The sequence below is a fragment of the Caulobacter sp. DWR1-3-2b1 genome (assembly GCF_049895765.1).
In the GTDB taxonomy this organism is placed as follows: domain Bacteria; phylum Pseudomonadota; class Alphaproteobacteria; order Caulobacterales; family Caulobacteraceae; genus Caulobacter.
Map to the genome: position 1 here is coordinate 130965 of NZ_JAFCSZ010000008.1, position 26443 is coordinate 157407.

The 26443-nt window shown below is 65.4% G+C and carries 25 protein-coding genes and 1 pseudogene; 18 read left to right on the forward strand and 8 right to left on the reverse strand.

Translation table 11 applies throughout. The annotated features are described in order from the left end of the window. Positions 1 to 3: 3 nt before the first annotated feature. The 3 genes from cydB to ACP69S_RS10225 all read left to right on the forward strand — a co-directional run bounded on the left by cydB (position 4) and on the right by ACP69S_RS10225 (position 1904). Positions 4 to 1152: a cytochrome d ubiquinol oxidase subunit II gene (cydB, locus tag ACP69S_RS10215; protein WP_425996840.1), complete on the forward strand. Its 1149-nt coding sequence runs from the start codon at positions 4 to 6 to the stop codon at positions 1150 to 1152. Positions 1153 to 1177: 25 nt separating this feature from the next. After that, the gene (gene cydX, locus ACP69S_RS10220) at positions 1178 to 1297 is read left to right on the forward strand and encodes a cytochrome bd-I oxidase subunit CydX (protein WP_425996842.1); all 120 of its coding nucleotides are present in this window, start codon (positions 1178 to 1180) and stop codon (positions 1295 to 1297) included. A gap of 154 nt (positions 1298 to 1451) precedes the next feature. Further along, positions 1452 to 1904 carry a chemotaxis protein CheW gene (locus ACP69S_RS10225; protein ID WP_425996844.1) on the forward strand — a complete coding sequence of 151 codons (453 nt, stop codon included), beginning with the start codon at positions 1452 to 1454 and terminating at the stop codon, positions 1902 to 1904. An 87-nt stretch (positions 1905 to 1991) separates the two neighbouring features. On the opposite strand, the gene ACP69S_RS10230 is transcribed toward ACP69S_RS10225, so the two are convergent. Then, positions 1992 to 2489 (reverse strand): ASCH/PUA domain-containing protein, encoded by a 498-nt coding sequence (locus tag ACP69S_RS10230; RefSeq protein WP_425996846.1) that lies wholly within the window; start codon positions 2487 to 2489, stop codon positions 1992 to 1994. A 182-nt stretch (positions 2490 to 2671) separates the two neighbouring features. Between ACP69S_RS10230 and ACP69S_RS10235 the strand changes: the two genes are divergently transcribed. The 9 genes from ACP69S_RS10235 to yihA all read left to right on the forward strand — a co-directional run bounded on the left by ACP69S_RS10235 (position 2672) and on the right by yihA (position 10985). Then, positions 2672 to 4036 (forward strand): flavin-containing monooxygenase, encoded by a 1365-nt coding sequence (locus tag ACP69S_RS10235; RefSeq protein WP_425996847.1) that lies wholly within the window; start codon positions 2672 to 2674, stop codon positions 4034 to 4036. 152 nt (positions 4037 to 4188) lie between these two features. After that, positions 4189 to 4440 carry a DUF2164 domain-containing protein gene (locus ACP69S_RS10240; RefSeq protein WP_425996849.1) on the forward strand — a complete coding sequence of 84 codons (252 nt, stop codon included), beginning with the start codon at positions 4189 to 4191 and terminating at the stop codon, positions 4438 to 4440. A gap of 341 nt (positions 4441 to 4781) precedes the next feature. Further along, positions 4782 to 5420 carry a TetR/AcrR family transcriptional regulator gene (locus tag ACP69S_RS10245; RefSeq protein ID WP_425996851.1) on the forward strand — a complete coding sequence of 213 codons (639 nt, stop codon included), beginning with the start codon at positions 4782 to 4784 and terminating at the stop codon, positions 5418 to 5420. A gap of 10 nt (positions 5421 to 5430) precedes the next feature. Further along, complete coding sequence (locus tag ACP69S_RS10250; RefSeq protein ID WP_425996853.1) at positions 5431 to 6498, forward strand: alpha/beta hydrolase; 1068 nt, start codon at positions 5431 to 5433, stop codon at positions 6496 to 6498. A 100-nt stretch (positions 6499 to 6598) separates the two neighbouring features. Next, positions 6599 to 7603, forward strand: coding sequence for an NADPH:quinone oxidoreductase family protein (locus tag ACP69S_RS10255; protein ID WP_425996855.1), 1005 nt, complete (start codon positions 6599 to 6601; stop codon positions 7601 to 7603). Between the two features lie 114 nt (positions 7604 to 7717). Next, positions 7718 to 7852 (forward strand): 50S ribosomal protein L34, encoded by a 135-nt coding sequence (rpmH, locus tag ACP69S_RS10260; RefSeq protein ID WP_012284717.1) that lies wholly within the window; start codon positions 7718 to 7720, stop codon positions 7850 to 7852. A 112-nt stretch (positions 7853 to 7964) separates the two neighbouring features. Then, complete coding sequence (rnpA, locus tag ACP69S_RS10265; RefSeq protein WP_425996858.1) at positions 7965 to 8456, forward strand: ribonuclease P protein component; 492 nt, start codon at positions 7965 to 7967, stop codon at positions 8454 to 8456. Positions 8457 to 8463: 7 nt separating this feature from the next. Then, the gene (gene yidC / locus ACP69S_RS10270) at positions 8464 to 10320 is read left to right on the forward strand and encodes a membrane protein insertase YidC (RefSeq protein ID WP_425996860.1); all 1857 of its coding nucleotides are present in this window, start codon (positions 8464 to 8466) and stop codon (positions 10318 to 10320) included. Continuing rightward, entirely contained in the window at positions 10317 to 10985 is a 669-nt protein-coding gene (yihA, locus tag ACP69S_RS10275) for a ribosome biogenesis GTP-binding protein YihA/YsxC (protein WP_425996862.1), read from the forward strand. The genes yidC and yihA overlap by 4 nt, the downstream gene beginning before the upstream one ends. A gap of 9 nt (positions 10986 to 10994) precedes the next feature. Here yihA and ACP69S_RS10280 read toward each other — a convergent pair whose 3' ends face one another. The 6 genes from ACP69S_RS10280 to ACP69S_RS10305 all read right to left on the reverse strand — a co-directional run bounded on the left by ACP69S_RS10280 (position 10995) and on the right by ACP69S_RS10305 (position 18090). Then, positions 10995 to 11297: a hypothetical protein gene (locus ACP69S_RS10280; RefSeq protein WP_425996864.1), complete on the reverse strand. Its 303-nt coding sequence runs from the start codon at positions 11295 to 11297 to the stop codon at positions 10995 to 10997. Positions 11298 to 11504: 207 nt separating this feature from the next. Next, on the reverse strand, positions 11505 to 12257 hold the full coding sequence (locus ACP69S_RS10285; RefSeq protein WP_425996866.1) for a DUF72 domain-containing protein: 753 nt from the start codon (positions 12255 to 12257) through the stop codon (positions 11505 to 11507). 183 nt (positions 12258 to 12440) lie between these two features. After that, positions 12441 to 13829 carry an L-serine ammonia-lyase gene (locus ACP69S_RS10290; RefSeq protein WP_425996868.1) on the reverse strand — a complete coding sequence of 463 codons (1389 nt, stop codon included), beginning with the start codon at positions 13827 to 13829 and terminating at the stop codon, positions 12441 to 12443. Positions 13830 to 13962: 133 nt separating this feature from the next. Further along, positions 13963 to 15615 (reverse strand): M28 family metallopeptidase, encoded by a 1653-nt coding sequence (locus ACP69S_RS10295; protein ID WP_425996870.1) that lies wholly within the window; start codon positions 15613 to 15615, stop codon positions 13963 to 13965. A 236-nt stretch (positions 15616 to 15851) separates the two neighbouring features. Further along, positions 15852 to 17048 (reverse strand): alanine racemase, encoded by a 1197-nt coding sequence (locus ACP69S_RS10300; protein ID WP_425996872.1) that lies wholly within the window; start codon positions 17046 to 17048, stop codon positions 15852 to 15854. A gap of 64 nt (positions 17049 to 17112) precedes the next feature. Continuing rightward, positions 17113 to 18090: a threonine ammonia-lyase gene (locus ACP69S_RS10305; RefSeq protein ID WP_425996874.1), complete on the reverse strand. Its 978-nt coding sequence runs from the start codon at positions 18088 to 18090 to the stop codon at positions 17113 to 17115. A gap of 100 nt (positions 18091 to 18190) precedes the next feature. Here ACP69S_RS10305 and ACP69S_RS10310 point away from each other — a divergent pair, with 100 nt between their 5' ends. The 5 genes from ACP69S_RS10310 (at position 18191) to ACP69S_RS10330 (ending at position 25219) form a co-directional block, all read left to right on the forward strand. Continuing rightward, on the forward strand, positions 18191 to 18799 hold the full coding sequence (locus ACP69S_RS10310; RefSeq protein WP_425996875.1) for an acyloxyacyl hydrolase: 609 nt from the start codon (positions 18191 to 18193) through the stop codon (positions 18797 to 18799). Positions 18800 to 18921: 122 nt separating this feature from the next. Further along, positions 18922 to 20208 (forward strand): adenylosuccinate synthase, encoded by a 1287-nt coding sequence (locus ACP69S_RS10315; protein ID WP_425996877.1) that lies wholly within the window; start codon positions 18922 to 18924, stop codon positions 20206 to 20208. A 106-nt stretch (positions 20209 to 20314) separates the two neighbouring features. Continuing rightward, positions 20315 to 21454 (forward strand): hypothetical protein, encoded by a 1140-nt coding sequence (locus ACP69S_RS10320; protein WP_425996878.1) that lies wholly within the window; start codon positions 20315 to 20317, stop codon positions 21452 to 21454. Between the two features lie 89 nt (positions 21455 to 21543). Continuing rightward, positions 21544 to 22353 carry a response regulator transcription factor gene (locus ACP69S_RS10325; RefSeq protein ID WP_425996880.1) on the forward strand — a complete coding sequence of 270 codons (810 nt, stop codon included), beginning with the start codon at positions 21544 to 21546 and terminating at the stop codon, positions 22351 to 22353. A gap of 175 nt (positions 22354 to 22528) precedes the next feature. Next, on the forward strand, positions 22529 to 25219 hold the full coding sequence (locus ACP69S_RS10330; RefSeq protein WP_425996882.1) for a TonB-dependent receptor: 2691 nt from the start codon (positions 22529 to 22531) through the stop codon (positions 25217 to 25219). A gap of 93 nt (positions 25220 to 25312) precedes the next feature. On the opposite strand, the gene ACP69S_RS10335 is transcribed toward ACP69S_RS10330, so the two are convergent. Beyond that, on the reverse strand, positions 25313 to 26023 hold the full coding sequence (locus ACP69S_RS10335) for an alpha/beta fold hydrolase (RefSeq protein ID WP_425996884.1): 711 nt from the start codon (positions 26021 to 26023) through the stop codon (positions 25313 to 25315). Between the two features lie 313 nt (positions 26024 to 26336). On the opposite strand from ACP69S_RS10335, the pseudogene ACP69S_RS10340 reads away from it, so the two are divergent. Beyond that, positions 26337 to 26443, forward strand: a pseudogene (locus ACP69S_RS10340) (IS481 family transposase); the annotation flags it as partial.

The window sequence follows — 26443 nt, forward strand, 5'->3', positions numbered from 1 at the left end:
GTCATGGAACTTCCAATCGACTACGCGACCCTCCGGGTCATCTGGTGGGGCCTGCTGGGCGTGCTGCTGATCGGCTTTGCGCTGACCGACGGTTTTGACATGGGCGTCGGCGCCCTGCTGCCGTTCGTCGCCAAGACCGACGAGGAGCGGCGGATGGTGATCAACACCGTTGGCGCCACCTGGGAAGGCAACCAGGTATGGTTCATCGTCGGCGGGGCATCGATCTTCGCGGCCTGGCCCTTTGTCTATGCGGTGGCTTTCTCGGGTTTCTACCTGGCCATGTTCCTGGTGCTGGCGGCGATGATCCTGAGGCCGGTCGGCTTCAAGTATCGCTCCAAGCGGCAGGATCCGCGCTGGCGCTCGTTCTGGGACTGGGCGCTGTTCACCGGCGGTTTCGTGCCGGTGCTGGTCTTCGGCGTCGCGGTCGGCAACGTCCTGCAAGGCGCGCCCTTCCGCTTCGATAGCGATCTGCGGATGAGCTATCTGGGCTCGCTGCTGGGCCTGTTCTCGCCCTTCGCCCTGCTGTGCGGCCTGCTGTCGGTTTCGATGCTGGTGCTGCACGGCGCGGCTTGGCTGACCGTGAAGGGCGAGGCAGGGCCGGTGACAGAGCGCGCCCGCTGGTTTGGCGAGATCGCCGGCCTGGCCAGCATCGTGCTGTTCGCGGCCGGCGGCTTTTTCGTCGCCTTCGGCAGCATGGGCTTTCGGCTGGAAGGCCTGACCGACGCGGCCGGACCGTCCAACCCCTTACGCACCGTGGTGGTCGCCGCGCCGGGAGCCTGGCTCGACAACTATGTCCGCAATGGCTGGATGATCGCAGCGCCAGTACTGGGCTTCCTCGGCGCGGCGGTCGCCCTGGTAGGTCTGCGGTTCGACAAGGCCCCGTTGTCGTTCGCCGGCTCCTCGGCCTCGACCCTGGGCATCGTGGCGACGGTGGGCCTGTCGATGTTCCCGTTCATCCTGCCCAGCGCGGTGGACCCGCGCTCAAGCCTGACGGTGTGGAACGCCTCGTCCAGCCACCTGACGCTGTTCATCATGCTGATTGTCACGGCGATCTTCCTGCCGTTGATCCTGATCTACACCGCCTGGGTCTACAAAGTGCTGTGGGGCAAGACGACAATGGCCGCCCTGTCCACCAACCCCGACCTCTACTGACCCAACGACTGAGGGAGACGAGACGATGTGGTATTTCGCGTGGGTTCTGGGCCTGGGACTGGCCGTCGCCTTCGGCGTGCTGAACGGCGTCTGGTACGAGTTCAACCTGTCGGACGACGGCGACGAGGGTCTGTCCGAACCCTGATCCGCTCACGCGATTGCGACAATCCGGCGCGCTGCTTCGGCGCCAGCGTTAACCGTTGTTAAAGGGCCAATCGCGTCATGTGAGAGCGTGGTCTGGAGCGCGCCGAATACGCGAACCAGAGGCACGCCTGACCTTCTATCCCGGGGACCTCGATATGACCGACCAAGCCGCGCCGGCCCTGGAGCTGATCTCCTTCTGCATCGGCGAGCAGGAATTTTGCATCGACGTGAAGACCGTCCGCGAAATCCGCGGCTGGACTCCGGCGACGCCAATCCCGCACGCACCGTCCTACCTGCGCGGGGTCATCAACCTGCGCGGCGCGATCATGCCGGTCATCGACCTGCGCAACCGCCTGGGCCTGGGCGTCACCATTCCAGAGACGCGCCACGTGATTGTGGTCGTCGAGTGCCAGGACCGTCTGGCCGGCATTCTTGTGGACGCCGTCTCCGAGACCTTCACCGTGTCGCGCGAACACCTGCAGCCGGCTCCCGACCTGGGCGTCGAGGAACTGCGCTTCATCCAGGCGATCATCTCGATGGAAAACCGCCTGATCACCTATCTGCGCATGAACGACGTGTTCCCGGCGGTCATCCGCGAAGCCGCTTAAGTCTCGAGCGTTCAGACAGCAAAAAGCCGCCGCCTGCTGATCGCGGGCGGCGGCTTTTTGCTGTCTGAACCGCGGGGACGCCGCCATTCAGCCCTTCCGGACGATCAGGGCGGCGGCCGCGTGAAACCCGGCTTCTGCCTCGGCGGCGGCGGCGACACCTGCGTGGCGGTCGGCGGCGACGCTCATGGCCTGGCGGCCGGTGGTGGGAGCCGCATAGCTCTGCGAGACCTTGCGAGCGTCCTGGGCGCGCAGGGTGGCGTTCGAGGCCGCCGTCTCGTGCCAGGTCGCCAGTTGGTCGGCGGTCAACGCGCCTTCGGGCGCAGCGTCGGCATGGGGCATGACCTCGCCAAAGCCGATGGCCACGAAACCATGGATGACGCCATAGTCTTCTTCGGACAGCACGAAGGTGATCTGACGCTCCTCGACCTGACCGGTGTAGACGTCGCTGTCGGGGTCGAACTCGCGCAGCACCAGGATGTCGCCGACCGAGAAGTCGCGGTCGTTGCGGCGGATCTCGAAGCGTTTCTTGTTCGAACGGACGGCGGCGAAATATTGCGGCCAGGTCTTCAGTTCGTGGCGGGTCATGGTCTTGGCCTTCGTATGCGCGGCGAGTCGGAAAAGATGGGGTCGTGGTGTCGAACGCCAGACCCTAGCGGAGGATTAACCCACCGACGCGAAACTGTGGAGCGCCGTGACGTAGGGGCGCCGTTTGATCGCTTGCATAACGCTGATACGCTTTCCTGAACAACGATAAGTCAGGGGCGGACATGACGGGCAAGCTTCCCAAAGCGTGCATCATCGGCGCGGGCTGCAGCGGCTTCACCACGGCTAAGCGCCTCAAGGATGTCGGCGTCCCCTATGACTGCTTCGAGATGTCCGACGATGTCGGCGGCAACTGGTATTTCAAGAACCCCAACGGGATGTCGGCCTGCTACGAGAGTCTGCATATCGACACCTCCAAATGGCGGCTGGCCTTCGAGGATTTCCCGGTCCCGGCTGACTGGCCCGACTTCCCCCACCACGCCCAGCTGCACCAGTACTTCAAGGACTATGTCGATCATTTCGGGCTGAGGGAGACGATCAGCTTCAACACGCGCGTGGAGAAAGCGCGGCGCACCGACGACGGCCTTTGGGCGGTGACCCTGGGAACCGGCGAGACCCGGCTCTACGACGTGCTGTTCGTCTGCAACGGCCACCATTGGGACCCGCGCCTCCCAGAATATCCAGGCGAGTTCGACGGCCCGGCCTTTCACGCCCACGCCTATAGCGACCCGTTCGACCCCGTCGATATGCGCGGCAAGAATGTCGTGGTGGTCGGCATGGGCAATTCGGCCATGGACATCGCCAGCGAGCTTTCGCAGCGGCCTATCGCCAAGACCCTGTGGGTCTCGGCTCGCCGCGGGGTGTGGGTGTTTCCGAAATATCTGAACGGCAAGCCCTCGGACAAGTCGGCCCTGCCGGCCTGGATGCCGCGCAAGCTGGGCCTGGCCCTGACCCGCAAGGTGCTGAAAAAGACCATCGGCCGGATGGAGGATTACGGCCTGCCCAAGCCCGACCATGAACCACTGGAGGCCCACCCGTCAGTGTCCGGCGAGTTCCTGACGAGAGCCGGCTGCGGCGACATCAGGTTCAAGCCGGCCATCCAGGCGCTGGAGGGCAGAAACGTCCGCTTCACCGACGGCAGCGTCGAGCAGGTCGATGCCATCGTCTTCGCCACCGGCTACAAGATCAGCTTCCCGTTCTTCGATGATCCCGCCCTGCTGCCCGGCGAGGATCACCGCTTCCCGCTGTTTAAACGGATGATGAAGCCGGATGTCCCCAACCTCTTCTTCATGGGTCTGGCTCAGCCGCTTCCGACGCTCGTGAACTTCGCCGAGCAGCAGGCGAAACTCGCGGCGGGCTATCTGGCCGGCCGTTACAAGGCGCCGTCGGCCGAAGAGATGGCGCGGATCACAGCCAAGGATGAGGAGCGGCACTTGGGCCAGTTCTACGCCTCGGCGCGACATACGATTCAGGTGGATTTCAACGTCTACTGCGCCGACTTGAAGAAGGAGATCGCGCGGGGAGAGAAGCGGGCGCGGGCGGCGGGTAACCGGCTGCCGGTGGCGGCGCGGGCGGCTGTGCCGGCCTGACCACTCGCCCCCTCCTGACCGCCACGCGGTCGTCCTCCCCCGGAGGGGGAAGACGAAGCCGCGCCGACCTCATCTTCCTCCTCCGGGGGAGTAGGGCCGTAGGCCCGGAGGGGGCAAGTGGCTAGGGTGCGCGGAGAATCGGAGCCCGCCCCATGCCCAAGATCGACCTCGACAAGGACACTCACGCCAAGCTGACCGACGGCCTGTCGCGGTACCTCAAGGACGAGCTGGATCTGGAGGTCAAAGGTTTCGACGCCAAGTTCCTGCTCGACTTCATCACCGAGCGGCTGGGGCCGTACTACTATAACCAGGGCCTGCACGACGCCCAGGCGCTGTTCGCCAAGAAGATCGAGAGCATCACTGACGCGGTCTATGAGCTGGAGCAGCCGACCAAGGGGTTCTAAGCTCGCTCCCCCAGCGTAAAGATTGACCTCCGACGCAGCCCATCCATCATCCCTCCGACCGCATCGCCGGCAACTGGGTGTTCCAGGCCGCCGAGCGCGACGCCATGCATACGGGGGTCAAGCCCATTATGTCGCCTCGGCCCGCCACACCATCCAGATCAATTGCGGAGCCTATGCCTTCTACCTGCGCAAGGAGCTCAAGTGCGGAATCAAGCGGGCCGGGGCGCTGGGAAACCCCCTGCCGATCGCTCCGCGTGCGGCGAAAGTCTTGCCCCATGCGGCGGAATGAGGCTCAGATCATGACGGGGCGTCATGATCGCCTCGCCTACGAGTCGCGTTTGATGTCGAATATCGCCTATTTCCCCAAGGCGCCGGTCCTCGACGACCGGCCCGGTAAGCGAGAGCGCACCAAGGTCGCCAACCGCCAGGCCATCCTGGATGCAGCACGGGAAGTGTTCGGCGACCTGGGCTACGACGCCGCCACGGTGCGCGACATCATCCGCCGCACCGGCCTCGCCTCGGGCACTTTCTACAACTATTACAAGTCGAAAGAGGAAGTCTTCGACGCCCTGGCGGACGACGGCGCGCGGCGTTTTCGGCCTCTGCTGCGTGTCGAGGTCGACAAGGCCATCGACTTTCAGTCGTTCCTGCGCGGCGCAATCAGCGCCTATTTCGAGTTTGTAGCGATCGAGCAGGAGAACTGGCGCCTGAACCGGCCGGCCGGCGAGCAGATCCCCCACGCCCGCGCCACGCCCGAGATCGTCGCGGTGTTCGACGAGGTGCGTGAGGGCTTTGCGAAAGTGCTCGAGCTGGAGCACGCCCCGGCCGTCGACCTCGACTACCTGACCGCCGCCTGCATCGCCGTGGCTCGCGAGGTCGGCGACAAGATGCTTGAGCGCCGACCGATCGACACCACCGGCGCCGCCGACTTCGCCGTCAAACTGATCCTGGGCGGTCTGCCCGCCCTCCCCAAGCTGTAGAAGAGTTCGCATGGCCAACGACGCCGTCCAGAAGTTCATTCTGAAGACCATCCTGTCCCTGCCCAGCCCGATCCTGCGGGTGATGTCGGGCGGAGGGGTGGTCTATCGTGGCGGTCGGACCCTGGACCCGCGCTTCCAGTTCTTCGCCCATGCGGCCAGGAAGATGCCGCCGATGACAACCTTCCCGCCGGACGTGGCTCGCGCCGGCAGCGCCAAGGGGTTGGCGGCAGTGGCTGGTCCGTCCGAGCCCGGCGTTCGCACTGAGAGCCTCAGCATAGACGGCCCCGATACTCCGGGAGGGGGCGGCAACCAGATCCCCTTGCGGGCCTATCGCCCGGCCGACCAAGACAGTTCCGCGCCGCTGATCGTCTTTGCCCACTTCGGTGGCGGTGTGATCGGCGACCTGGAAACCTGCCACGCCTTCTGCGGGATCTTGGCCAAGGTTGCGCGGACAGCGGTGCTGTCGGTCGATTACCGTCTTGCGCCCGACCACCGCTTCCCGGCCGGTCTCGACGACGTGCTGGCTGCCTATCGCTGGGGCCGCGACAACGCCGCTCGCTTCGGAGCCTTGCCGGGGACTGCGGCCATCGGCGGCGACTCGATGGGCGGCAATTTCGCCGCTGTCGTCGCCCAGGAGATGAAGCGTCTGGGCGAGGCTCAGCCCGCCGTGCAACTGCTGATCTACCCCGCAGTCGATGTGGCTAGCGAGACGGCGTCCATGACCGTCTATGCCGACGCCTATCCGTTGAGCCGGCCGATCATGGACTGGTTCATGGGTCACTATATGGGTCCCGACGCCAACCCGGCCGATCCGCGCGTGTCGCCTGACAAGACCGCCGACCTGTCGGGCCTTGCGCCGGCCGTGGTGATCACTGCTGGCTTCGACCCGCTGGTCGACCAGGGAGAGGCCTATGCCAAGCGCCTGCAGGCGGCCGGAGTGCCGGTGACCTACCGCTGCTACGACAGTCTGGCGCATGGGTTCACGGCGTTTACCGGCGCGGTGCCGGCGGCCGATGCGGCGTGCCGTGAGGTGGCGCGGCTGGTGCGGACGGCGTTCGAGGCGGGACCCAATAAGTAGGACAGGGGAGACCGGACATTCGGCCGCACAAACCCAATGTTCACCGTCATCCCGGGACAAGTCCCGGGATGACGGTGAAAAGAGCAGGGGAATCCGTCCCATGACCACTATCCCGTCCACCATGCGCGCCCTCGTCGTCGAAAGCCTTGCCCCCGACTACGCCGGTTGCGCGGTGTGCGAGGTCCCGACTCCCACGCCAGGCCCCGGCGAAGTCCTGGTCCGGGTGAGGGCCGCCAGCGTCAACTTCCCCGACCTGCTGATGACCCGCGGCGAATACCAGTTCAAGCCGCCGGTCCCTTTCACGCCGGGCCTGGATCTGGCCGGCGAAGTCGCGGCGCTCGGGGAGGGCGCCTCCGGCTTCGCCATCGGTGACGCGGTGGTTGGCGGCGCGCGGCTGGGGGCTTTCGCCGAATATGCCCAGGTCTCAGCCGCCGCGCTGAAGCCCAAGCCCGCACGCCTGTCCTATGCCCAGGCCGCCGCCTATGGCGCGGCCTATCTCACCGCCTATGTCGCCCTGGTCCGTCGCGCGCGGATCGAGCCCGGAGAGTGGGTGCTGGTCCATGGCGCGGCCGGCGGCGTTGGTCTGGCCGCCGTGGACCTCGCCAAGGCCCTCGGCGCGCGGGTGATCGCGGCGTCGGCCTCCAACGACAAGCTGGCGGCGGTTTCGGCGCTCTACGCACCTGACGCTGCCGTCAACGTCACCGGCGGCTTCCGCGAGCAGGTGAAAGCCATCACCGGCGGGCGTGGGGCCGACATCATCTACGACCCCGTCGGCGGAGACGTCTTCGATGAGAGCGTGCGCTGCATCGCCTTCGACGGCCGGCTGCTGGTGATCGGCTTCACCTCGGGGCGGATCCCGACGGTCTCGGTCAATATGCCGCTGATCAAGGGCTTCTCGGTCATGGGCGTACGGGCAGGGGAATATGGCCGCCAGTTCCCCGAAAAAGGCCACGAGAACGTCGAGGCGGTCTGGAAGATGGCGGACGAAGGCGTAATAAGGCCGCACGTCCACACCGAGCTGCCCCTTGACCGCTGGCGCGAGGCGTTCGATCTGCTGGCGGGGCGCAAGGTGATCGGCAAGGCGGTCATTCGGCCGGATCTTTGAGGCCAAGTCCCTGAACCGACTCAGGTTGACAGCCGCGGCGCCTTCCCTTATCCACCGCCCCTCACTCGCGGAGGCCTTGCGGCCCTCGCGTCCCATTATTATCGGAGCCACCTCGTGAAGCGGACATTCCAGCCGTCGAAGCTCGTGCGAGCCCGCCGTCACGGCTACCGCGCACGTATGGCCACCAAGAACGGCCAGAAGATCGTTGCGCGTCGCCGCGCTAAGGGCCGTAAGCGCCTGACGGCCTAAGAACGGCTCACCCCGTTCTTTTCTCCCGCTCGCGGGAGGCACAGACCATGACAAAAGCCGCCTTTTCCCAGAGCCTGTTCTCAGGTTTTCGCCGGAAAGGGCGGCTTTTTTCATGATCGCGCCCTCACCGGCCAAGGATGGGCAGGACGCCGTCGTGAAGATCGAGCGCCTGAAAAAGCGCCCCGATTTCCTCAAGGCCGCCAAGGCTCCGGCCCTGTCGCGCGGCGCGGTCTTCATGCAGATGCGGGCCCGGCTCGACGATGATCCCCTGATCCGTGTGGGTTTTACCGCCACCAAGAAGGTCGGCGGCTCGGTCGAGCGCAATCGCGCCAAGCGCCGACTGCGCGAGGCCGCGCGGCTGCTGCTACCCCTTCATGGCCGTCCCATGTACGACTATGTATTCATCGCGCGCGGCGGCACCCGCACCCGCGAATGGGGGCGTCTGCTTGACGATGTGAAAACCGCGCTGATAAGCCTCGCGGCTGAACATGATCGCGCGGACGCTCGGGCCAGATTGGCTCAATCCGCTGATCTTCTCAAAGACACACCTTTCGACGACACACCTCTCGACGCTAGCGCGCCCGATCCCTCCGTTTCCGGTTAAGTCATCCATGCAGAACGACAACAAAAACACGTTGATGTTCATCGTCAGCGCGTTCGCGATCCTGATCGGGTACCAGTTTTTCATCCTGGGTCCGAACCAGAAGAAGGTTGAAGCCGAACTGCAGGCCAAGAAGGTCGCCGAGGCGCAGATCATTGCGACCCAACCCGGCGTGGTGCTCGGCCCCGACGGCCGTCCCGCACCGCTGAAGCTATCGCGCGACGCCGCCAAGGCCCAGAGCCCGCGTCTGTCGATCGATACGCCGGCCCTTTCCGGTTCGATCTCGCTGAAGGGCGCTCGGATCGACGACCTGTGGCTCAAGCGCTACGACCAGACCACATCCAAGACCTCGCCGCCGGTCGAGCTTTTCCGCCCCGAGGGCGCCGAGCACGCCTGGTTCGCCGATTTCGGCTGGGCTGGCGCCAATCTGCCGGGCCTGCCCGACAGCCGCACCGTCTGGACCGCCGCACCGGGCCAGGTGCTGCGTCCCACTTCGCCGGTCGTGCTGACCCATGACAACGGCCAGGGCCTGGTCTTCACCCGCACCATCTCGGTCGACGCCGATGCGATGTTCACCGTCGCTGACAATGTGCGCAACCAGGGCAGCCAGATCCTGTCGCTGGCGCCCTACGCCTCGGTGCAGCGTCAAGGCATCCCGGCCAAGCTGGGCGCCAATCAGATCGTCCACGAAGGCGCCATCGGCGTGTTCGGCGGCGAGGATGGCAAGACCCACAGCCTAAAACAGTCCAAGTACGGCAAGTGGAAGAAGGACAAGCCGCTCGAGACCTTCCCCTCCAAGGGCGGGTGGACCGGCATCACCGACCAGTACTGGCTGGCGGCCCTGGTGCCCGACCAGTCGCAGGATGTCACGGCCCAGTACCGTGTCACCCAGGCCGGCGCTGTCGACATCTATGACGTCAATTTCGTCGGACCGACCAAGGCCCTGGCGCCCGGTCAGACCCTGACCCAGTCCACGCGCCTGTTTGCGGGCGCCAAGACCGTGCCGCTGTTGCGCCAGTATGAATATGGCGGCCAGCCGCCGGCCTGGTGGAAATTCTGGGACAGCCGCAAGGCCCAGGTGCCGCGTTTCGACGACGCCATCGACTGGGGCATATTCAGCTTCTTCACCCGTCCGATTTTCAACGTGCTGGAGATGTTCTTCAAGCTGGCCGGCAACTTCGGCGTCGCCATCCTGCTGCTGACCGTGGCCCTCAAGCTCGTCCTCTACCCGCTGGCCGACAAGAGCTACGAGTCCATGGCGAAGATGAAGAAGGTCGCCCCCGAGGTCGAAAAGCTGAAGGCCAAGCACAAGGACGATCCTGCCAAGCAACAGCAGGAAATGATGGGGCTGTACGCCAGGGAGAAGATCAATCCGATGATGGGCTGCCTGCCCATGCTGATCCAGATCCCGGTGTTCTATTCGCTCTACAAGGTGCTGACGGTGACCATCGAAATGCGGCATGCGCCGTTCTTCGGCTGGATTCGCGACCTTTCCGCGCCTGAGCCCACCAGCCTGTTCAACCTGTTTGGCCTGATCCCCTATGATCCGGGCAGCCTGCCGATGGTCGGCGCCATGATCGCGCACCTGGGCATCTGGCCGCTGCTGTATGGCGTCACCATGTGGCTGACCACGGCGATGAACCCGCCGGCCGCCGACCCGATCCAGCAGAAGATCTTCCAGTGGTTCCCGGTGATCTTCACCTTCACCCTGTCGGGCTTCGCCGTGGGTCTGGTGATCTACTGGTGCTGGTCCAACGTCCTGACCATCTTGCAGCAGTACATCATCATGCGCCGCTACCAGGTCGAGAACCCGATCGACAAGATCATCGCCCGCTTCAAGGGCAAGCCCGCACAGGCGACCAGATGACCGAGCCCAACTTCGCGCCGCCTTCCGGTCCCGTCTTCACCGAGGAAGAGATCGAGGCGGCGCGCGTGCTGTTCGCCCAGCCGGTGGCCTTCATGATGGGGGCGGTGAACATGGACGGCCTGCCCCATCCGATCGCGCCGGAAGTCTGTTTCGCCGGCCGTTCCAACGTCGGCAAGTCCAGCCTGATCAACGGCTTGGTCAACCAGAAGTATCTGGCCCGGGCCTCTAACGAGCCGGGCCGCACGCGGGAGATCAACTTCTTCCTGTTGGCCGAGAAGCTGCGCCTGGTCGATCTGCCGGGCTACGGCTTCGCTCGGGCTTCGAAGACCGCGGTCAGCAAGTTCCAGGACTTGGGCCGGGCTTATCTGCGCGGCCGGGCCACGCTCAAACGCGTCTATCTGCTGATCGACGCCCGTCACGGCCTCAAGAAGGTCGACGGCGAGGCGCTCGACGCCTTGGATACGGCGGCGGTCTCCTACCAGATCATCCTGACCAAGGCCGACAAGATCAAACCGCACGAGGTCGAGAAGGTTACTGCCGAGACGTTGCAGGCCATCGCCAAGCGTCCCGCGGCTTTCCCGCGTGTGCTGGCGACTTCGTCGGAAAAAGGCCTGGGCATGCCGGAACTGCGGGCCGAGATCTCGCGGGTCTGCTTTGACGAATAGCCGGCAGGCCTAAGACCCCAGCCGCTTGTAAGTCGAGGTGCAGCGCGCATTGCACTGCGCCCAATGACTGGGGCAGATGTCGTCGCCGCCTGCCGCACAGAAATAATACGATCGCGCACAAGCGGCCCGGCACTGGCCAGTGTCGCCGCCAAGCCGGCTTGAGGCCAGCGGAATTAGCGGTTGCAGGGCTGTCTGGGGCGCCGCGACAACCGCTGGCGGCGGAGCCTTGGCCTTGGGCGCAGGCTTCTGGGCGGCGCCGACGGGCGAGGCCAGGGCGAGTGACATCAGCAGCAGGGCGAGGACGCGGCGCATGGGCAGAGCCTAGCGCACAGGCGTTAAGGCTTGGCTAACCATGTTTGCGGCGCCGGACGCCCCCTTCATCACGGCGCTATCGACACCGCGCCACCTCCCCCGCTTCGCATGGGAGGAGATGATTCCATCTTCTCACCCGTGCAGCGGGGGAGGTGGCGCGCTGCGAATACGCGGCGTGACGGAGGGGGCGTCCCGGCATTCGCCGTGCTACTTCAGCTTCTCGATCAGCGCCATCGCCGCCGCCGGGTTTCGCACCTTGGCCCCGGCGATGAAGTAGGCGAACACGTCGCCGCGCTTGGCCCAGGCCTGGGTCTGCTTGGCGATGCCATCAAGCTCGTCGGAAGTCATGCCGGTCGGCTCGTCAGGTTTGCTGGACATCAGACGGGCATAGGTGAAGTCGGCGGTGGGCTGGTCGATGCAGGGCCATGTCGGCTCCTCGTCGTCGACGGCATAGACGATGGCCGCGCCATATTTGGCGGCCAGATCATAGAACTGCTGAGTGGCGAAGGTCGGGCTGCGCACTTCGAGAGCGTGCCGCGCCGGGCGGCCGCCGATCTCCTTGGGCAGCAATTTCAGGAAGCCCTCGAAGTCCACCGGATCGAACTTCTTGGTGGCCATGAACTGCCAGTTGATCGGACCCAGCTTGTCGCCCAGCTCCTCCATCCCCTGGGACAGGAATTTCTCCAGCGAGTCGTTGTTCTCCGACAGCACCTTGCGGTTGGCGCAATAGCGGCTGGCCTTGACCGAGAAGACGAAGTCGTCGGGCGTCTCATCGCGCCACTTCATCCAGCTATTGGGCTTGAAGGTGGAATAGTAGGTGCCGTTGATCTCGATGCTAGTCAGGTTGGAGGAGGCATATTTCAGCTCGTCCTTCTGCTTGACCGTGTCGGGAAAGAACACGCCTCGCCAGGGCTCGAAGGTCCAGCCGCCGGTGCCGATGCGGATCACGCCTTTGGACATGCTTGTTCCCTTCCTGTTCCGGGCAAACCTAGGGGAGGTTTTGATAGGCGTCGAGCCGCAAAATCCTCCCCCTGAAGGGGGAGGCGGCCGAAGGCCGGTGGGGGGAGACCGCATTGAGCCAGCAGTTACTTCCCCCTCCGTCGCCTTCGGCGACACCTCCCCCGCTAGGGGAGGATCTAGGCCTCAGCACTCCACCCGGTTGACCGACAGCCCTACGGCCAGCCCGCCCATCGAGGTCTCCTTGTAGATTTCGTTCATGTCCTCGCCGGTGCGCTTCATCGTGGCGATGACCTTGTCGAGCGAGACGCTGTGCTGACCGTCGCCCAGTAGGGCGAGACGCGCCGCGTCGATGGCCTTGATGGCGCCCATGGCGTTGCGCTCGATGCAGGGGATCTGGACCAACCCGCCGATCGGATCGCAGGTAAGACCCAGATTGTGCTCCATGCCGATCTCGGCGGCGTTCTCGATCTGGGCGTTGGTCCCGCCCAGAGCCGCGCACAGGCCAGCGGCGGCCATCGAGCAGGCCACGCCTACCTCCCCCTGGCAACCGACCTCGGCGCCGCTGATCGAGGCGTTGCGCTTGTAGAGCGCGCCGATCGCGGCTGCGGTCAGCAGGAAGACACGGACCTGCTCGGGCGAGCCGTTGTAGAAGCGCACGAAGAAACGCAGCACAGCCGGCACCAGCCCCGCAGCGCCATTGGTCGGGGCGGTGACAACGCGGCCGCCGGCGGCGTTCTCCTCATTGACCGCCATGGCCCACAGATTGACGAAGTCCATGGCCGCCAGCGGGTCGCTGATCTGGCGCTCCATCCGGCCCTGGATGGTCTGGTGGATCTGATGGGCGCGGCGCTTTACGGAGAGGCCGCCAGGCAGGATGCCGTCCTGGCGCATGCCTCGGTCGATACAGGCTTCCATGGCGTCGAAGATGCGGTCGAGCCCCGCGTTCATCTCGGCTTCCGACATCCGGGCCAGCTCGTTAGCGCCCATGACGCCGGCGATTGTCAGGCCGGCATCGGCGGCGCGCTGCAGCAGGTCGGCGCCGCTTTCGAACGGGTGGGGGAGGGCCGGACCATCCTCGGGCGGGGCGTTGCGGCCCATCTCGCTCTCGTCGCGCACGAAGCCGCCGCCGATCGAGAAATAGGTGCGTTCCAGCAGCACGGCGCCGGAGGCGTCGAAAGCGGAGAAGGTCAGCCCGTTGGGGTGCTGGGGCAGCCGCTCATGGCCGGCCCAGACGATGTCGCGCGCCTCGTCGAAGGCGATCCCGGTCTCGCCGCCCAGCGTCAGCCATTGCGCAGCCCGGGCCTCGACAAGCGCGGCCTCGCCGGCGTCGGGATCGAGGTCCGCGGGGACGAAGCCCATCAGGCCCAGGATCACCGCCCGGTCGGTGGCGTGGCCTTTGCCGGTCAGGGCCAGGGAGGCATAGAGGCGGATCTCAACGCGCGCAGCCAGCGGCAGCTTGCCGGCCTCGCGCAGCCGACCGACGAACCGCACTGCAGCCGTCATCGGACCCATGGTGTGGCTGCTCGACGGACCAACGCCGAGCTTGAAGAGGTCGAAGACCGAGGCTGTCATGGGGATGATCGCACAAAACCGGGTGTCATCCCGGGCGACGCGAAGCAGAGACCCGGGACCACGGCACGCTCAGGCGCTTGCGGCGGTCCCGGCTTGGCGCACTGCACGCTTGGCCGGGATGACAGCACGCGGCCTACTTGCGCTGCGCTTTGGACGCGTCGCGCGTACCCTTGAACTCCGAACCCGCGCCCCATTCGGGCCAGCGGGTCGAGTTGGCCAGGTCCAGGCCCAGGCCCTGGATCAGGCTGATGTCGGCGGTCATGCCATCCAGGCGCCAGCTGTCGCTCCATTCATCGGCGGGCTGGTGGTAGGCGTTGATGCGATAGGCGTCGGAGAAGGCCTTGCCGGCCGCCACACCGCCCTCGACCAGGTCCTCGCCCGAACCGAACGAGATGGCCGGCACGCCGCGCTTGGCGAAGGGGAAGTGGTCCGAGCGATAGAAGTAGCCGGCCTCGGTGGCGGGGTCGGGCGTATAGGTGCGGCCAGCCTTCTTGCCGTGGGCAATCAGGTCGTCCAGCAAACCGAGCTTGGCGCTGCCCGAGATGGTGAAGTCCTTGGCCGGACCGGCCGGATCCAGAGCGTCGGTGTTGAGCACGCCCACGGTTTTTGCCAGCGGATAGAGCGGGTTGGCGGCGTAATATTCCGAGCCCAGCAGGCCCTTTTCCTCGGCGGTCACGGCCAGGAAGACCAGGGTGCGGGCGGGGCGCGGACCCTTGGCGAACACCCGTCCCATTTCCAGCATCGCGGCGATGCCGGTCGCGTTGTCCACGGCGCCATTATAGATCTTGTCGCCCTTGGCGTCGGGCTGGCCCACGCCCAGGTGGTCCCAGTGGCCGGTGAAGAACACCGTCTCGGCAGGACGCTTGACGCCGGTCAGCTTGCCGACCACGTTCTTCGACACGATGGTCTTGTGGTCGACCGCGTAGGCGGCCGAGAAGGTCGCGCCCTTCAGTTCCACCGGCTTGAAGTCGCGGCTCTGGGCCTGCTTCTTCAGAGCGTCGAAATCCAGGCCCGCTTTCTTGAACAGATCCACGGCGGTGTCGCGCTGGATCCAGCCTTCCAGGGCCGGGTGCTGCTTGGTCGGCTCCTTGCGGACAATGTCGAACATCGTGTTGGTGTTGGAGTTCTTGACCGTCGCCCAGCCGTACGAAGCGGGCGCGGTTTCATGGACGATCAGCAGGCCGGCGGCGCCCAGGCGGGCGGCTTCCTCGAACTTGTAGGTCCAGCGGCCGTAATAGGTCATGGCCTTGCCGCCGAAGTCGCCGGATCCCGTCTCGAAGTCCGGGTCATTGATCAGGACGACGACGATCTTGCCCTTGACGTCCAGGCCCTTGAAGTCGTCCCACTTGCGTTCCGGAGCCTTGACGCCATAGCCGGCGAAGACGATCGGGGCGTTCTGGATCGAGACCTTGTCGACCTTGGTCATGGCCGCGCGGATCGCGATCTGCTCGCCCTGATTCAAAGCGATATGCGCGCCGCCGACCATGATGTGGGCGTTGATCGGACCCTTGATCTCGAACATGCCCAGCGGCACGTCCTGGGTCCAGGCGCGCTTGCCGGCCTTCAGATCGCCGCCGGGCTCCAGGCCCGCGGCCTTCATCTGCTCGACGATATAGGCGACGGTCTTGGTCTCGCCGGCCGTGGCGGGACCACGACCTTCGAAGGCGTCGGAGGACAGGGTTTTGATATGGGCGGCAAGCTTGACGGGGTCGATCTTCGGCGCATCAGCGGCATGAGCCAGCATGGGTGCGGCGATCAGGGCGGTGGCGAGCAGCAGGCGTTTCATCGTTGTCACTCTTTGGAGCAAATCTTGTCGTTGGGGCGGGACCGTATCCGGGGTGATCGGCGAGGGGAAGCAGGTTTGGTTGGCTGACCGCGTATCCCAAACCCGCTCTTCCCGGCGAAGGCCGAGACCCAGATCCATCCAGAGCCTTTTGGCGGTGATGCGCCATGAAGCGGCGCCAGAAGCACAGGCGTCCCGGGGTTCGATCTGGGCCCAGGCTTTCGCCGGGGAGAGCGGGATTAGATTGAACTCACCCGCCGCCCGTCCACCGCCCACCGCTCCAGCGTCTCCCCGTCCCAGACGTGCAGGGCGTCGTAGAGGTTGATGGTCGGATCGCAGTGGCCCGGCTGAAGCCAGACGACGTCGCCGACTCTGGGTGCGTCGGCGGGAAAGTCGCGGGCCGGGTCGGCGTCGGCCGCCGTCACCGCGCTAGCGAAGCCCAGCGGATCGCGGCCGCCGGCCTTCAGGACGTCGATCATTGAAGGATGGGAGATCATGCCGTGCTCGTCGCCCATCGGACGCCACAGCGAGCCCGGAGCGGCGCCGGAGATCACGCGGGCGGGCGGGCCGTCCATCGACATCGCCTTGAAACCAGCATCGACCACGACGTGGCTCTTGTGGCGGGCCGAGACGACGCTGGACGCGATGTGCAGTGAGGATTCGAACGCCCACTCACCGCCGCCGGGCGGGCCGCAGTCGTCGTATTCGACGTCCATGACGGCATATGAGCCCGCCTGGAGTTCGGTGAACACGCCCGAAGCCAGGTCGAAGGCGTGGGTGCCGGTGCCGCCACCAGTGACGACGGGCGGGGCCAGGCCCACGGCGGTCAATTCCACGACCAAGGCCTTCAGCGTGGCAAAGGCGGCCTCGTCGGCGGCCTTGCGGGCCGCGCCGTCGTCCAGGTGCTGTAGGTGGCCCAGATAGGCCTGGATGCCCGCGAAGCGCAGGCCCGGCGAGGCGTCGGCGGCGCGGGCCAGCTTCAAGGCTTCGTGCGGATAAACGCCCGTGCGGTGGGTGCCGAGGTCGAGGTCCACCACGAGGTCGAGCTTCGTCCCGGCCGCGACGGCCGCGTCGGACAGGCGGTCGATCTGGCCCTCGTCGTCGGCGGTGACGCCGATCCGCGCGCCGGCCTTGGCCAGGGCGGCCAGGCGTCCTCCGGCCCAGGCCGGGGGCGGGGCGGTGACGAGAATGTCCTTGATCCCGCCGGCCACGAAGGCCTCAGCCTCGCCGACCGTCTGGGCGCAGAGACCAACCGCGCCGCGTTCGACGATCAGCCGGCCGAGGTTCGAGCACTTGTGCGTCTTGCCGTGGGCGCGGAGACGAACGCCGACCGCATCGCACAGAGCTTGCATGCGGTCGATATTGCGGAGCAGAGCGGCGCGATTGACCACGAGGAGCGGGGTCTGAGGGAGGGCGGCGTGCGGTGGAAAGTTCATGCTGTTCCCATTCCTTGACCGTCATCCCGCGAACAAGTCGCGGGATGACGGGGTTTGTGGTGGCTTAAATCTCACCCGCCAACACCCGCGCGAACAACCCCGGATCGACATTGCCGCCTGACAGCACGACCGCGCTCGTCTTGCCAGCCACATCGATCTTGCCCGCCAGCGCCGCCGCCAGGGCTACGCAACCGCCGGGTTCGACCACAAGTTTCAGCACCGAGAAGGCATAGCGCATGGCCTCGGCGACCTCGGCGTCGGTCACCGCGACGATGCCGCTGAGCAGCTGGCTGTTGATCGGCCAGGTCAGCGCGCCGGGAATCAAGGTCAGCAAGGCGTCGCAGATCGAGCGGGCGTCCTTGTCGATGCTCTCGCGCTGGCCGGAGATCATCGAGCGCCGCGTCTCGTCGAAGCCAGCGGGTTCAGCGCCCCAGACCTTGGTCGTGGGCGACAGGCCCTTCACCGCCGTGCTGGTCCCGGCGATCAGGCCGCCGCCGCCGACTGGCGAAAGCACTCGGTCCAGCTCGACGCCGAGCGCACGGGCCTGTTCGACGATCTCCAGCCCCAGCGTACCTTGGCCGGCGATGATGTGCGGGTCGTCATAGGAGGGCACGACGATGCAACCGCGTTGGGCCGCGATCTCGTCGGCGATGGCGATGCGATCCTCGGTGAAGCGGTCGTAGAAACGAATCTCGGCCCCGAAACCCTTGGTCCCCGCCACCTTCACCGCCGGCGAGTCTGACGGCATGACGATGAGGGCCGGGCAGCCGATCAACTGGGCCGCCAGGGCCACGCCCTGGGCGTGGTTGCCCGACGAGAAGGCCACGACCCCGCGCTTGCGCTCGTCAGCGGTCAGCTGGCTCAGCCGGTTATAGGCCCCGCGAAACTTGAAGGCCCCCGCCCGCTGCAGGGTTTCGGGCTTGAGCAGCACCCGCCCGCCCAGACGCTCGTTCAAGGCGGGGCTCTCGATCAGCGGCGTCTCGACCGCATGGCCCTTCAGGCGACCAGCGGCGGCCTGGATGTCGGATAGGGTGATGGTCATGCCCAAAGGTCTAGCTCGCGCGCGTTGTGATCGAAACTCTTTGCGAGCCTCGCCGTTCAAGCCATAACCAGCTCGGGGTTGGGCTGTTCAGGGAAACCACATGAAGACCGCAATGTTTGCCGCCGCCGCCGTCGCGGCGCTGGGTTTCGCCGCGCCTGCCATGGCCGAGGAGGTCTTCGCAGGCCTCTACAAGCACGACGTCACCTTTATCGGCGAGGCCGTGGGCCTGGGCGCCGCTGGTCGCGAGGACGGCGTCGACATCCATCTGGGCTATCGCACCGACCGGATCGAAAGCCTGACCTGGCTGGGCAAGCCACAGGTCCATGCCTTCGTGTCGCTCAACAGCGAAAACACCTCCAACTTCGTGGCCGTGGGCTTCGACTGGAAGATCGAGCTGGGCGCGCGGGGCGGCTTCTATCTGCGCCCGGGCTTTGGCCTGGCCTATACCGACGGCGAGGCGGGCCTGCCGCCGGCCAATGCTCCGAACCTGACGCCAGAGGAACGCGCCCGCCGCACTAACCTCTATTACACGCGCATCGATTTCGGCTCGCAGGTGCTGTTCGAGCCCGAGCTGGCGCTGGGCTACCAGTTCAACGACAGCTGGTCGGCCGAGCTCAGCTATACTCACCTTTCGAACGGCCAGATCTTCGCTCAGGGCAAGAACCAGGGGCTTGACGATGTAGGGGTTCGGCTGGTCTACGCCTTCTGACTTTGCGGGATTTGGCTTGGCCGCTCTCGTGACGCCGCCCAAAATCGAATAAGCGTCTGCGGCCGAGTCCTGTCGAAGGGCCGCGTGACGTCACCGGGCAGGTGACAAGGCATATCTCTATCATGGCCAATGTGACCGTAGTCGGCGCCCAGTGGGGCGACGAGGGCAAGGGCAAGATCGTCGACTGGCTCAGCAATCGAGCCGATGTCGTCGTGCGTTTCCAGGGCGGCCACAACGCCGGCCACACGCTGGTGGTCGACGGCAAGGTCTACAAGCTGGCCCTGCTGCCCTCTGGGGTCGTTCAAGGCAAGTTGTCGGTCATTGGTAACGGTGTGGTGGTCGATCCCTGGCACCTGCTGGGCGAGATCGACAAGATCGCTGAACAGGGCGTGGTCATCTCACCCGAGCTGCTGATCCTGGCCGACAATGCCTGCCTGATCCTTCCGCTGCACAAGGACCTGGACCAAGCCCGCGAGGCCGCCTCCAGCCAGAAGATCGGCACCACTGGGCGAGGCATCGGCCCTGCCTATGAAGACAAGGTCGGCCGCCGCGCCATCCGTGTCGCTGACTTGGCCGATCCCGAAGTCCTGAAGCCGAAGATCGAGCGCCTGCTCTCGCATCACGACGCCCTGCGTCGCGGCCTCGGCTTGCCGGAAGCCAATGCCCAAGAGCTGTTCGACGCCCTGATGGCACTAGCCCCGCGCATCCTGCCCTATGCCCAACCGGCGTGGCGGGTGCTGGACCAGGCCTACAAGGCCGGCCGCCGCATTCTGTTCGAGGGCGCTCAAGGCGCTCTGCTGGACGTCGACCACGGCACCTATCCGTTCGTCACCTCGTCCAACACCGTGGCGGGCCAGGCTTCGGCCGGTTCGGGCATGGGGCCCTCGGCGACCGGCTATGTGCTGGGCATCGTTAAGGCCTACACCACCCGCGTCGGCGAAGGCCCGTTCGCGGCGGAACTCTTCGATGAGGTGGGCGTGCACCTGTCCACCGTCGGCCGCGAGGTCGGCGTCAACACCGGCCGCGCCCGTCGCTGCGGCTGGTTCGACGCCGTACTGGTGCGCCAGTCGGTGGCCATCAACGGCATTCACGGCGTTGCCCTGACAAAGCTGGACGTGCTGGACGGCCTCAAGACCCTGAAGATCTGCGTCGGCTACAGGATCGGCGACAAGACCGTCGACTACCTGCCGGCCGGCATGCGCGACCAGCAGGCCGCCATGCCGATCTACGAAGAAATGGAAGGCTGGAGTGAAAGCACAGCCGGCGCCCGCTCGTTCAAGGACCTCAACGCTAATGCGGTGAAATATGTGCGCCGGGTTGAGGAGCTGATCGGCGCGCCGGTGGCCCTGTTGTCGACCAGCCCCGAGCGCGACGACACCATCCTGATGCGCGACCCCTTCCAGGGGTAGGCCCTACCGCCCGCGATCTGAGGACAACCGTTGGGCGACCGACGTTCGGTTAGCGCTTATTTAGGACGCGAGGTTCTACAAGGGCGGCCTCCGGAGAGGGTCGTCCTTGTCAGCGCGTCGTAAACTCAAGCCGGTGCGCAGCAACGACCGCGTGACCCGCAGCCTGCGGGCGCTGGAGCGGACGGCCTCGACCAGCCGGGTGTTGAACCTGCTAGCCATTCAGGCCGACAGCGGCCATCGGCCTGAGCACGCCCTGCATCCGCTGTTCCGCAACCGGATCCTCAACAACGCCTTGATCGTCAAACATCGCCTGCGCAGCGACGACATCTTCCTGTTCGACGAGGCGCGACCGACGGCTACCAAGATCATCATCCCCTTCGACCGGGGCGATCTGGGTCTGGGCGGTCAATCGTTTTTCGTAGGGCAGCGCGGCTGGGCCGACCTCCTGCGCGAGGCCTGCAACGACACCACCGACATGACCCGCGACCTGGCGACGCTGCGCATGATCGACATGCTGCCGTCGTTCGACCCGTTCCTTCTGCGCGAGCACCTGCGCCGCCACGGCATGAACGTGGCCGCCTGCTATTTCGCCCTGTCGCCCGCCGACCTGGAGCAGATGCAGGGCTTTGTGAGCTTCGAGATTTCGCGGCTGATCGATCTGGCCTATCGCGACACCGGCCGCTTCCCGGGCACCCACGCCGCGCGTCTGGTCGAGGCCCTGCTGTCGACCGATGTCGACGAGCGCCTGGAGCCCCTGCGCGAGACCCTCATGTTGGAGGGCGAGAGCTTCAAGGAAGGCGTCTTCAGCTGGAAGGGCTTTCTCTACTACAAATGGATGCTGACCCGCCTGTGGCCCGAGCTGGCCTCGGTCAGCGGCGAGATCGGCAAGCTGGTCATCGCCGGGGCGCGCGACACCGAGACTGCTCGCTATCTGGACGAGGCCCGCAAGCGCCTCCAAGCCGGTGTGGTGATCGAGCGCAAGGCTGTGCAACGCACGCTGCAGGTCTATGATGACGCCTTCGAGGATCTGATCGAGAACGGCAGGCCGCAGGCCTTCCGGGATTTTCTGTTGCGCGCGCCCGACCTTTTCCTCTCGCTGGGCGAAAAGGTTGGGGTGATCTCGCACATCGCCAGCTATTGGCGCTATCGGTTCCCCGAGGGGCGTCCGCCGACGGCCCATGTGGACGAGGCCATCGATATCTTCCAGGACTTCGAAGGCGGTCTTAGTGTGACCCTGACAAACTGAAGCGACGCACGGTCAAGCTTATCAAGCGGATTTTTACGAACGGCCGTTAAGTATGAGGCCGAATCACCTTTTCAGGAGCCGATTTCCCGGTGTTCGACGGCAATCTCCGCACCATACAGCGTGTCGCCGCCAAGGTTCAGCGGGTGCTGGTCGTCGACTCCAATCCGGCGACGGCGCGGCTGCTGGCCGACCAGCTTCGGCAGTTGGGCGGCGTCCAGATCTTTCCGGCGCCGACCATCGAGAAGGGCTATGCGATGGCCCGCGCGGTCGATCCGCAGCTGATCTTCGTCGAGTCGGCCAGCACCGGCGTCGATGGCCTGATCCTGACCAAGAAGATTCGCCGCAGCGATCTGGTCTGCCGCGAGGCGCCGATCATCATGTGTACAGTCGAGGCCACGGCCGAGCTGATCTTCGGGGCTCGCGACGCGGGGGTGCACGAGTTCATGCGCAAGCCGTTCACGATCGGGGATCTGGAGCGCCGTCTCGAAGCCGTAACCCTGAAGCCGCGCGACTGGATCGAGGCGGTGCAATATGTCGGTCCCGACCGGCGTCGCTTCAACTCGGCCGACTACAAGGGTCCGCGCAAGCGCAAGGCCGACGCCAAGGGTACGATTGCCGCGCGGCTGTCCCAGGCCCTGCGCATCGTCCGCTCGGCCGCCCAAGCGCTGGACTCCGACCCCAACCAGGCCCGCCGCGCCTTGGCCGCCCAGGCGGTGGAGCTGCGCAAGGTCGGCGACGCCGTGAAGGAGCCCCGTCTGATCGCGGCCGCCGCGGCGCTGGAAGACTGCATGAACAGCGAGCTCCCCGGACCCCAGGCCCGCGCCGAGCTGCTGGCCCGCGTTGACGCCCTGATGGGCTTCATGGCCGCCGACGACGATGGCGGCCGGGGCGCCGCCTGAGGTCGATCGGCTGGTCCAGTCGAGTATTCAGCGGGCCGCACACCAGATCCCGAGGGTGTTGCCAGTTGGCGACATGGCTCAGGTTCCGCGAGGCTGTCACAATTCGACAACCTAAATCCTGAAAATGTTTCACAGAGCCTAACTAACCCTCCCCCAACTAATCGAGGGGGCTACAATGAAATTCCGAGTTCTTCTGATGGGTGCGGTGTCGGCGTTCGGCTTGACGTCAATGGCAAATGCCCAGATCGGCGGCGGTGGGACCGCCGAGGTAAGCGAACTGCTGGTGACCGCCCGTCGCCCGCTCGCGGAGAGCGAAGCGACCGCCCTGCAGGTGCAGCGCGCCTCGGACTCGTTGGTCAGCGTCATCTCGGCCGACGCCGTCGGCGACCTGCCCGACCAGAACATCGCCTTTGCCGTTGGTCGCCTGCCGGGCGTCGCCGTCCAGCGCGACCAGGGCCAAGCCCGTTACGTCAACCTGCGCGGCGCGCCCGTCTACTGGACGACGCTGTCGTTCGACGGTCTGAGCGTGGTCAGCCCGCAGGGCCGCGACTCGCGCTTCGACAACATTCCCTCGGCCATTGCCAGCCAGATCACCGTGCAAAAGGCCGTCGTGCCGTCGATGCCGGGCGACACCGTCGCCGGCAATATCGACATCCGCACGCGCCGCGCCTTCGATTATCAAGGCCAGAAACTGACCGGCAAGCTTGGGGTCGGCAAGGTCGAGCTGGGCGGCGGGACCGAGCTGGACACCAGCCTCGTCTATTCGAACATCCTGATGGACGGCAAGCTGGGCATCGTGGCTCAGGGCTCGTTTTACAGCCGCGACATGGTCACCAATAACTGGGAAACCGATCCCTACATTACCAACACGACCGATCCGACCAAGCACTTCGCGCGCGAACACGAGAACAAGCACTACCGTCTGAATCGTTCGAACATCTCGGGCTCGACCCGCATCGATTACAAGTTCGACGACGACAATATGATCTTCGCCAGCACCATCAATACATTCTACCATGACGATGAACTGCGCGATAACTTCATCTTCCGTCTCGATCAGGGTACGGACGCCGCAGGCAACGGATACAACACCGCCGCCTACATTAACGCCAACGACCCGACCTTCGGCACTGTCTATGGCGCCCGGACCAACGCCCGCGTCGACTACCGCGACACCGAAGAGTTCATGACCACCAACACGGTCGGCGGCGAGCACAGCCTGCCGGCCTGGAACGTGTCGTGGCGCCTGAACTATACGTTCACGGACGACGGCCGAAACACCCCGGTGACCGCCGCCTTCCAGAGCCCGTCCAGCTTCCTGCTGCGCCCGACGGTCGAGTATGACTTCCGCAACGGCGACGCCAACACCGTCAAGCTGTTCAGCACCGGCGGCACGACCGCGGCCCGCACCAAGGGCGCGCAGATCACCAATATCGAGGCCTTCCAGTTCCCGGCCACGAGCATCGGCAACCTCAAAGGCGGCGACATCACCAGCGCCTGGACCGGCAAGTTCGATCTGGACCACGAAACGCAGTTCTTCGGCCTGCCAACCAAGCTCGAGTTTGGCGGCCTCTATACCGACCGCACCAAGAAGTCGCGCGAGACCAGCTATACGCGCGCCTTCACCGCCAGCAACGCGCCGCCCTGGGCCTTCTTCGCCATCGACGACGCCTATATGGGCACTCAGGACCTCAACTACAGCTTCCGCTACACCAATGCCGGCGCGACGACGGCCTATATGGATAACCTGGTCGCGACGGGCGTAGCGGTCCGCAACGACACCCGTGGCAACTTCTGGAAGGTGTCGGAGAAGATCATCGCCGCCTACGGCATGGGCACCACCACCTTTGACTGGGGCAGCCTGGTCTACGGCGCCCGCGTCGAGATGATTGAGAACACCGGCCAGGCCTATGTGAACTTCCCGGCCGTCGGCGCCACCCCGGCCGAGATCCGCCTGGTCAACACCTCCAGCGACGAGACACTGGTTTATCCCAGCGTTCACCTGAACTGGAACGTTCACGAAAACGTCAAGCTGCGTGTGGGCTTGACCACCTCGGCCTCGCGCGCCGACTTCGACGACTTGCGTCCCAACTTCACGATCAATGACACGGCCCAGACGATCTCGGGCGGCAACCCCGACGCCAAGCCCGAGAAGCAGATCGGCCTGGACACCTATGTCGAGTGGTACATGACCCCCGAGGGCTTCTTCTCGGCGGGCCTGTTCTACAAGGATATTTCGGACGTCCTCGTCCAGACGTCCAACGTTTACGGACGCGATAACCTCAACCTCCCGAACCTTGACCGCTCAATCTACACCTATTCGCGGATCGATAACGGCGGCGACGGTCACCTGCAGGGTCTGGAAGTCTTCTTTTCCGGCACCGCCAGGAAGTTGGTCAGTGATCTGAACCTGCCCGAATGGATGGAAGGCTTTGGCACCCGTCTGTCGGGCACCTGGACCTCGTCGGAGGTGAGCCTTCCGGCCACGGGTATACTGCCAGCGCGAAAGATCAGCGTCCTGGGCACCTCGGACGCGGTCTATAACGTCCAGGCCATCTATGAGAAGTACGGCCTGACGGTCCGTCTCGCCTACCAGTATCGCACGCCCTGGGGCGAGTCAGTCGGCAACTACCAGACGATCAACGGCGGCGTGTACCCGGCCGATAATGGTGACGTCTTCTGGGATGCCGACGAGGAGCTGGATCTGTCCGTCCGCTACCAGGTCAACCAGAACTTCGAAGTCTACCTCGACGGCGTCAACCTGACCGATCAGGGCGCCCGCCGCTATGGAGACCAGAAGCGTTATCCGATCGAGTACGAAACCTTCGGTCGCCGCTACGTCGCAGGCGTCCGCTTCAACTTCTAACTCGATCTCCGATCCCCCGACGGAAATGGCCGGCTGAGCAATCAGTCGGTCATTGACGTTTTTGGGGCCGGCTAAGAGTGAAACGGCGGCGGATTATCTGTGGCCCGCTGGTCGCTCCAGCCAGTGCCGCAGCGCGCCGTTCACCGGGCCGGCGGCCTCCATCGGGGTCATGTGCCCGGCTTGGGGGATAATCAGCAGGTGCGAGCACCCGATGGCCCGGGCCATTTCGCGGTGACCGGCGGCGGGGGTGATCTGGTCGTTCTCGCCACAGATGATCGCGAGTGGGACGCGCAACGCCCGGAGCGCCGCCTCGCCGTCCTCGCGCTCCAGGCTGTTCTGACGGATGAACACCTTGCGGCCCAGGCGCTGGGTCATGGCGACGATGCGGCCGGTCAGGTCGTGGTCGTCGAGGCGCGAGGCGTCGATATAGCTTTTCATGATGGCCTGGCCGATGCCGATGAACTCGCCTGACTTGCGGGCCGCCTCGGTCAGAGCCAGCCGCCGCGCCGCGCGTTCGGGGCTGTCGACGCGGATCGAGGTGTCCAGCAGGGCCAACCGCTCGATACGGTCGGGCGCCTGGCGGGCAATCTCCTGGGCGACATAGCCGCCCATGGAAAAGCCGGCCACGGCGAAGGTCGGCTCAGCGTCAGCCAGCACCGACTCAGCCAGTTCGCGGATGGTTTCGCCGCGCGTCAGATCCGGGACGAAGAGGCGAGCGACGTCGGCGAGGCCGGCGATCTGGTCGCGCCACAGCTCGGCGTCGTTCAGCAGGCCGGGCAGGAGGATGAGCTGGGGGAGGGGCATAGCGACCCTATAGTAGCTCCTCCCTCTTGGGGCAGGGATATCGCATATGGAGTTGCGCGGAAAAAAGCTGTCATCCCGGACAAGCGAAGCGCAGATCCGGGACCACTGGGAGCGCTGAGTTCAGGCGCCGGTCCCGGATCTGCACGCTGCGCGCTTGTCCGGGATGACAGCCGTTTTTGGTCATATGCAATAGCGCGCCTCTTGGGCGAAGTGGCCCACAGGACCGGAGGGGCTAGCTCGGCCTAAGTCGCCCTAGATGTTTGGTCCCGGACTTTGATGGTGCACTATTTTCCGATGGTTGGAAGGATGCGCTATGGGGCAGGTACACCACGGGAGCGCCACAACGACAGCGGCGGTCCGTCGAGCGATACAGCATAGTCAAGAGAGCCTGAGGGGCCTGGCGAAGCGTCATGGGATCAA

Bases quoted from the DNA above. Each gene is read 5' to 3' on its own strand.
- ACP69S_RS10290 (WP_425996868.1), bottom strand. From the start codon at position 13,829: ATGACAGCCTCGGTCTTCGACCTCTTCAAGCTCGGCGTTGGTCCGTCG.
- ACP69S_RS10250 (WP_425996853.1), top strand. From the start codon at position 5,431: ATGGCCAACGACGCCGTCCAGAAGTTCATTCTGAAGACCATCCTGTCC.
- ACP69S_RS10225 (WP_425996844.1), top strand. From the start codon at position 1,452: ATGACCGACCAAGCCGCGCCGGCCCTGGAGCTGATCTCCTTCTGCATC.
- yidC (WP_425996860.1), top strand. From the start codon at position 8,464: ATGCAGAACGACAACAAAAACACGTTGATGTTCATCGTCAGCGCGTTC.
- ACP69S_RS10295 (WP_425996870.1), bottom strand. From the start codon at position 15,615: ATGAAACGCCTGCTGCTCGCCACCGCCCTGATCGCCGCACCCATGCTG.
- ACP69S_RS10240 (WP_425996849.1), top strand. From the start codon at position 4,189: ATGCCCAAGATCGACCTCGACAAGGACACTCACGCCAAGCTGACCGAC.
- ACP69S_RS10300 (WP_425996872.1), bottom strand. From the start codon at position 17,048: ATGAACTTTCCACCGCACGCCGCCCTCCCTCAGACCCCGCTCCTCGTG.
- rnpA (WP_425996858.1), top strand. From the start codon at position 7,965: ATGATCGCGCCCTCACCGGCCAAGGATGGGCAGGACGCCGTCGTGAAG.
- cydB (WP_425996840.1), top strand. From the start codon at position 4: ATGGAACTTCCAATCGACTACGCGACCCTCCGGGTCATCTGGTGGGGC.
- ACP69S_RS10245 (WP_425996851.1), top strand. From the start codon at position 4,782: ATGTCGAATATCGCCTATTTCCCCAAGGCGCCGGTCCTCGACGACCGG.
- ACP69S_RS10285 (WP_425996866.1), bottom strand. From the start codon at position 12,257: ATGTCCAAAGGCGTGATCCGCATCGGCACCGGCGGCTGGACCTTCGAG.
- ACP69S_RS10235 (WP_425996847.1), top strand. From the start codon at position 2,672: ATGACGGGCAAGCTTCCCAAAGCGTGCATCATCGGCGCGGGCTGCAGC.
- ACP69S_RS10280 (WP_425996864.1), bottom strand. From the start codon at position 11,297: ATGCGCCGCGTCCTCGCCCTGCTGCTGATGTCACTCGCCCTGGCCTCG.
- cydX (WP_425996842.1), top strand. From the start codon at position 1,178: ATGTGGTATTTCGCGTGGGTTCTGGGCCTGGGACTGGCCGTCGCCTTC.
- ACP69S_RS10310 (WP_425996875.1), top strand. From the start codon at position 18,191: ATGAAGACCGCAATGTTTGCCGCCGCCGCCGTCGCGGCGCTGGGTTTC.
- ACP69S_RS10330 (WP_425996882.1), top strand. From the start codon at position 22,529: ATGAAATTCCGAGTTCTTCTGATGGGTGCGGTGTCGGCGTTCGGCTTG.
- ACP69S_RS10230 (WP_425996846.1), bottom strand. From the start codon at position 2,489: ATGACCCGCCACGAACTGAAGACCTGGCCGCAATATTTCGCCGCCGTC.
- ACP69S_RS10305 (WP_425996874.1), bottom strand. From the start codon at position 18,090: ATGACCATCACCCTATCCGACATCCAGGCCGCCGCTGGTCGCCTGAAG.
- ACP69S_RS10255 (WP_425996855.1), top strand. From the start codon at position 6,599: ATGACCACTATCCCGTCCACCATGCGCGCCCTCGTCGTCGAAAGCCTT.
- ACP69S_RS10335 (WP_425996884.1), bottom strand. From the start codon at position 26,023: ATGCCCCTCCCCCAGCTCATCCTCCTGCCCGGCCTGCTGAACGACGCC.
- yihA (WP_425996862.1), top strand. From the start codon at position 10,317: ATGACCGAGCCCAACTTCGCGCCGCCTTCCGGTCCCGTCTTCACCGAG.
- ACP69S_RS10315 (WP_425996877.1), top strand. From the start codon at position 18,922: ATGGCCAATGTGACCGTAGTCGGCGCCCAGTGGGGCGACGAGGGCAAG.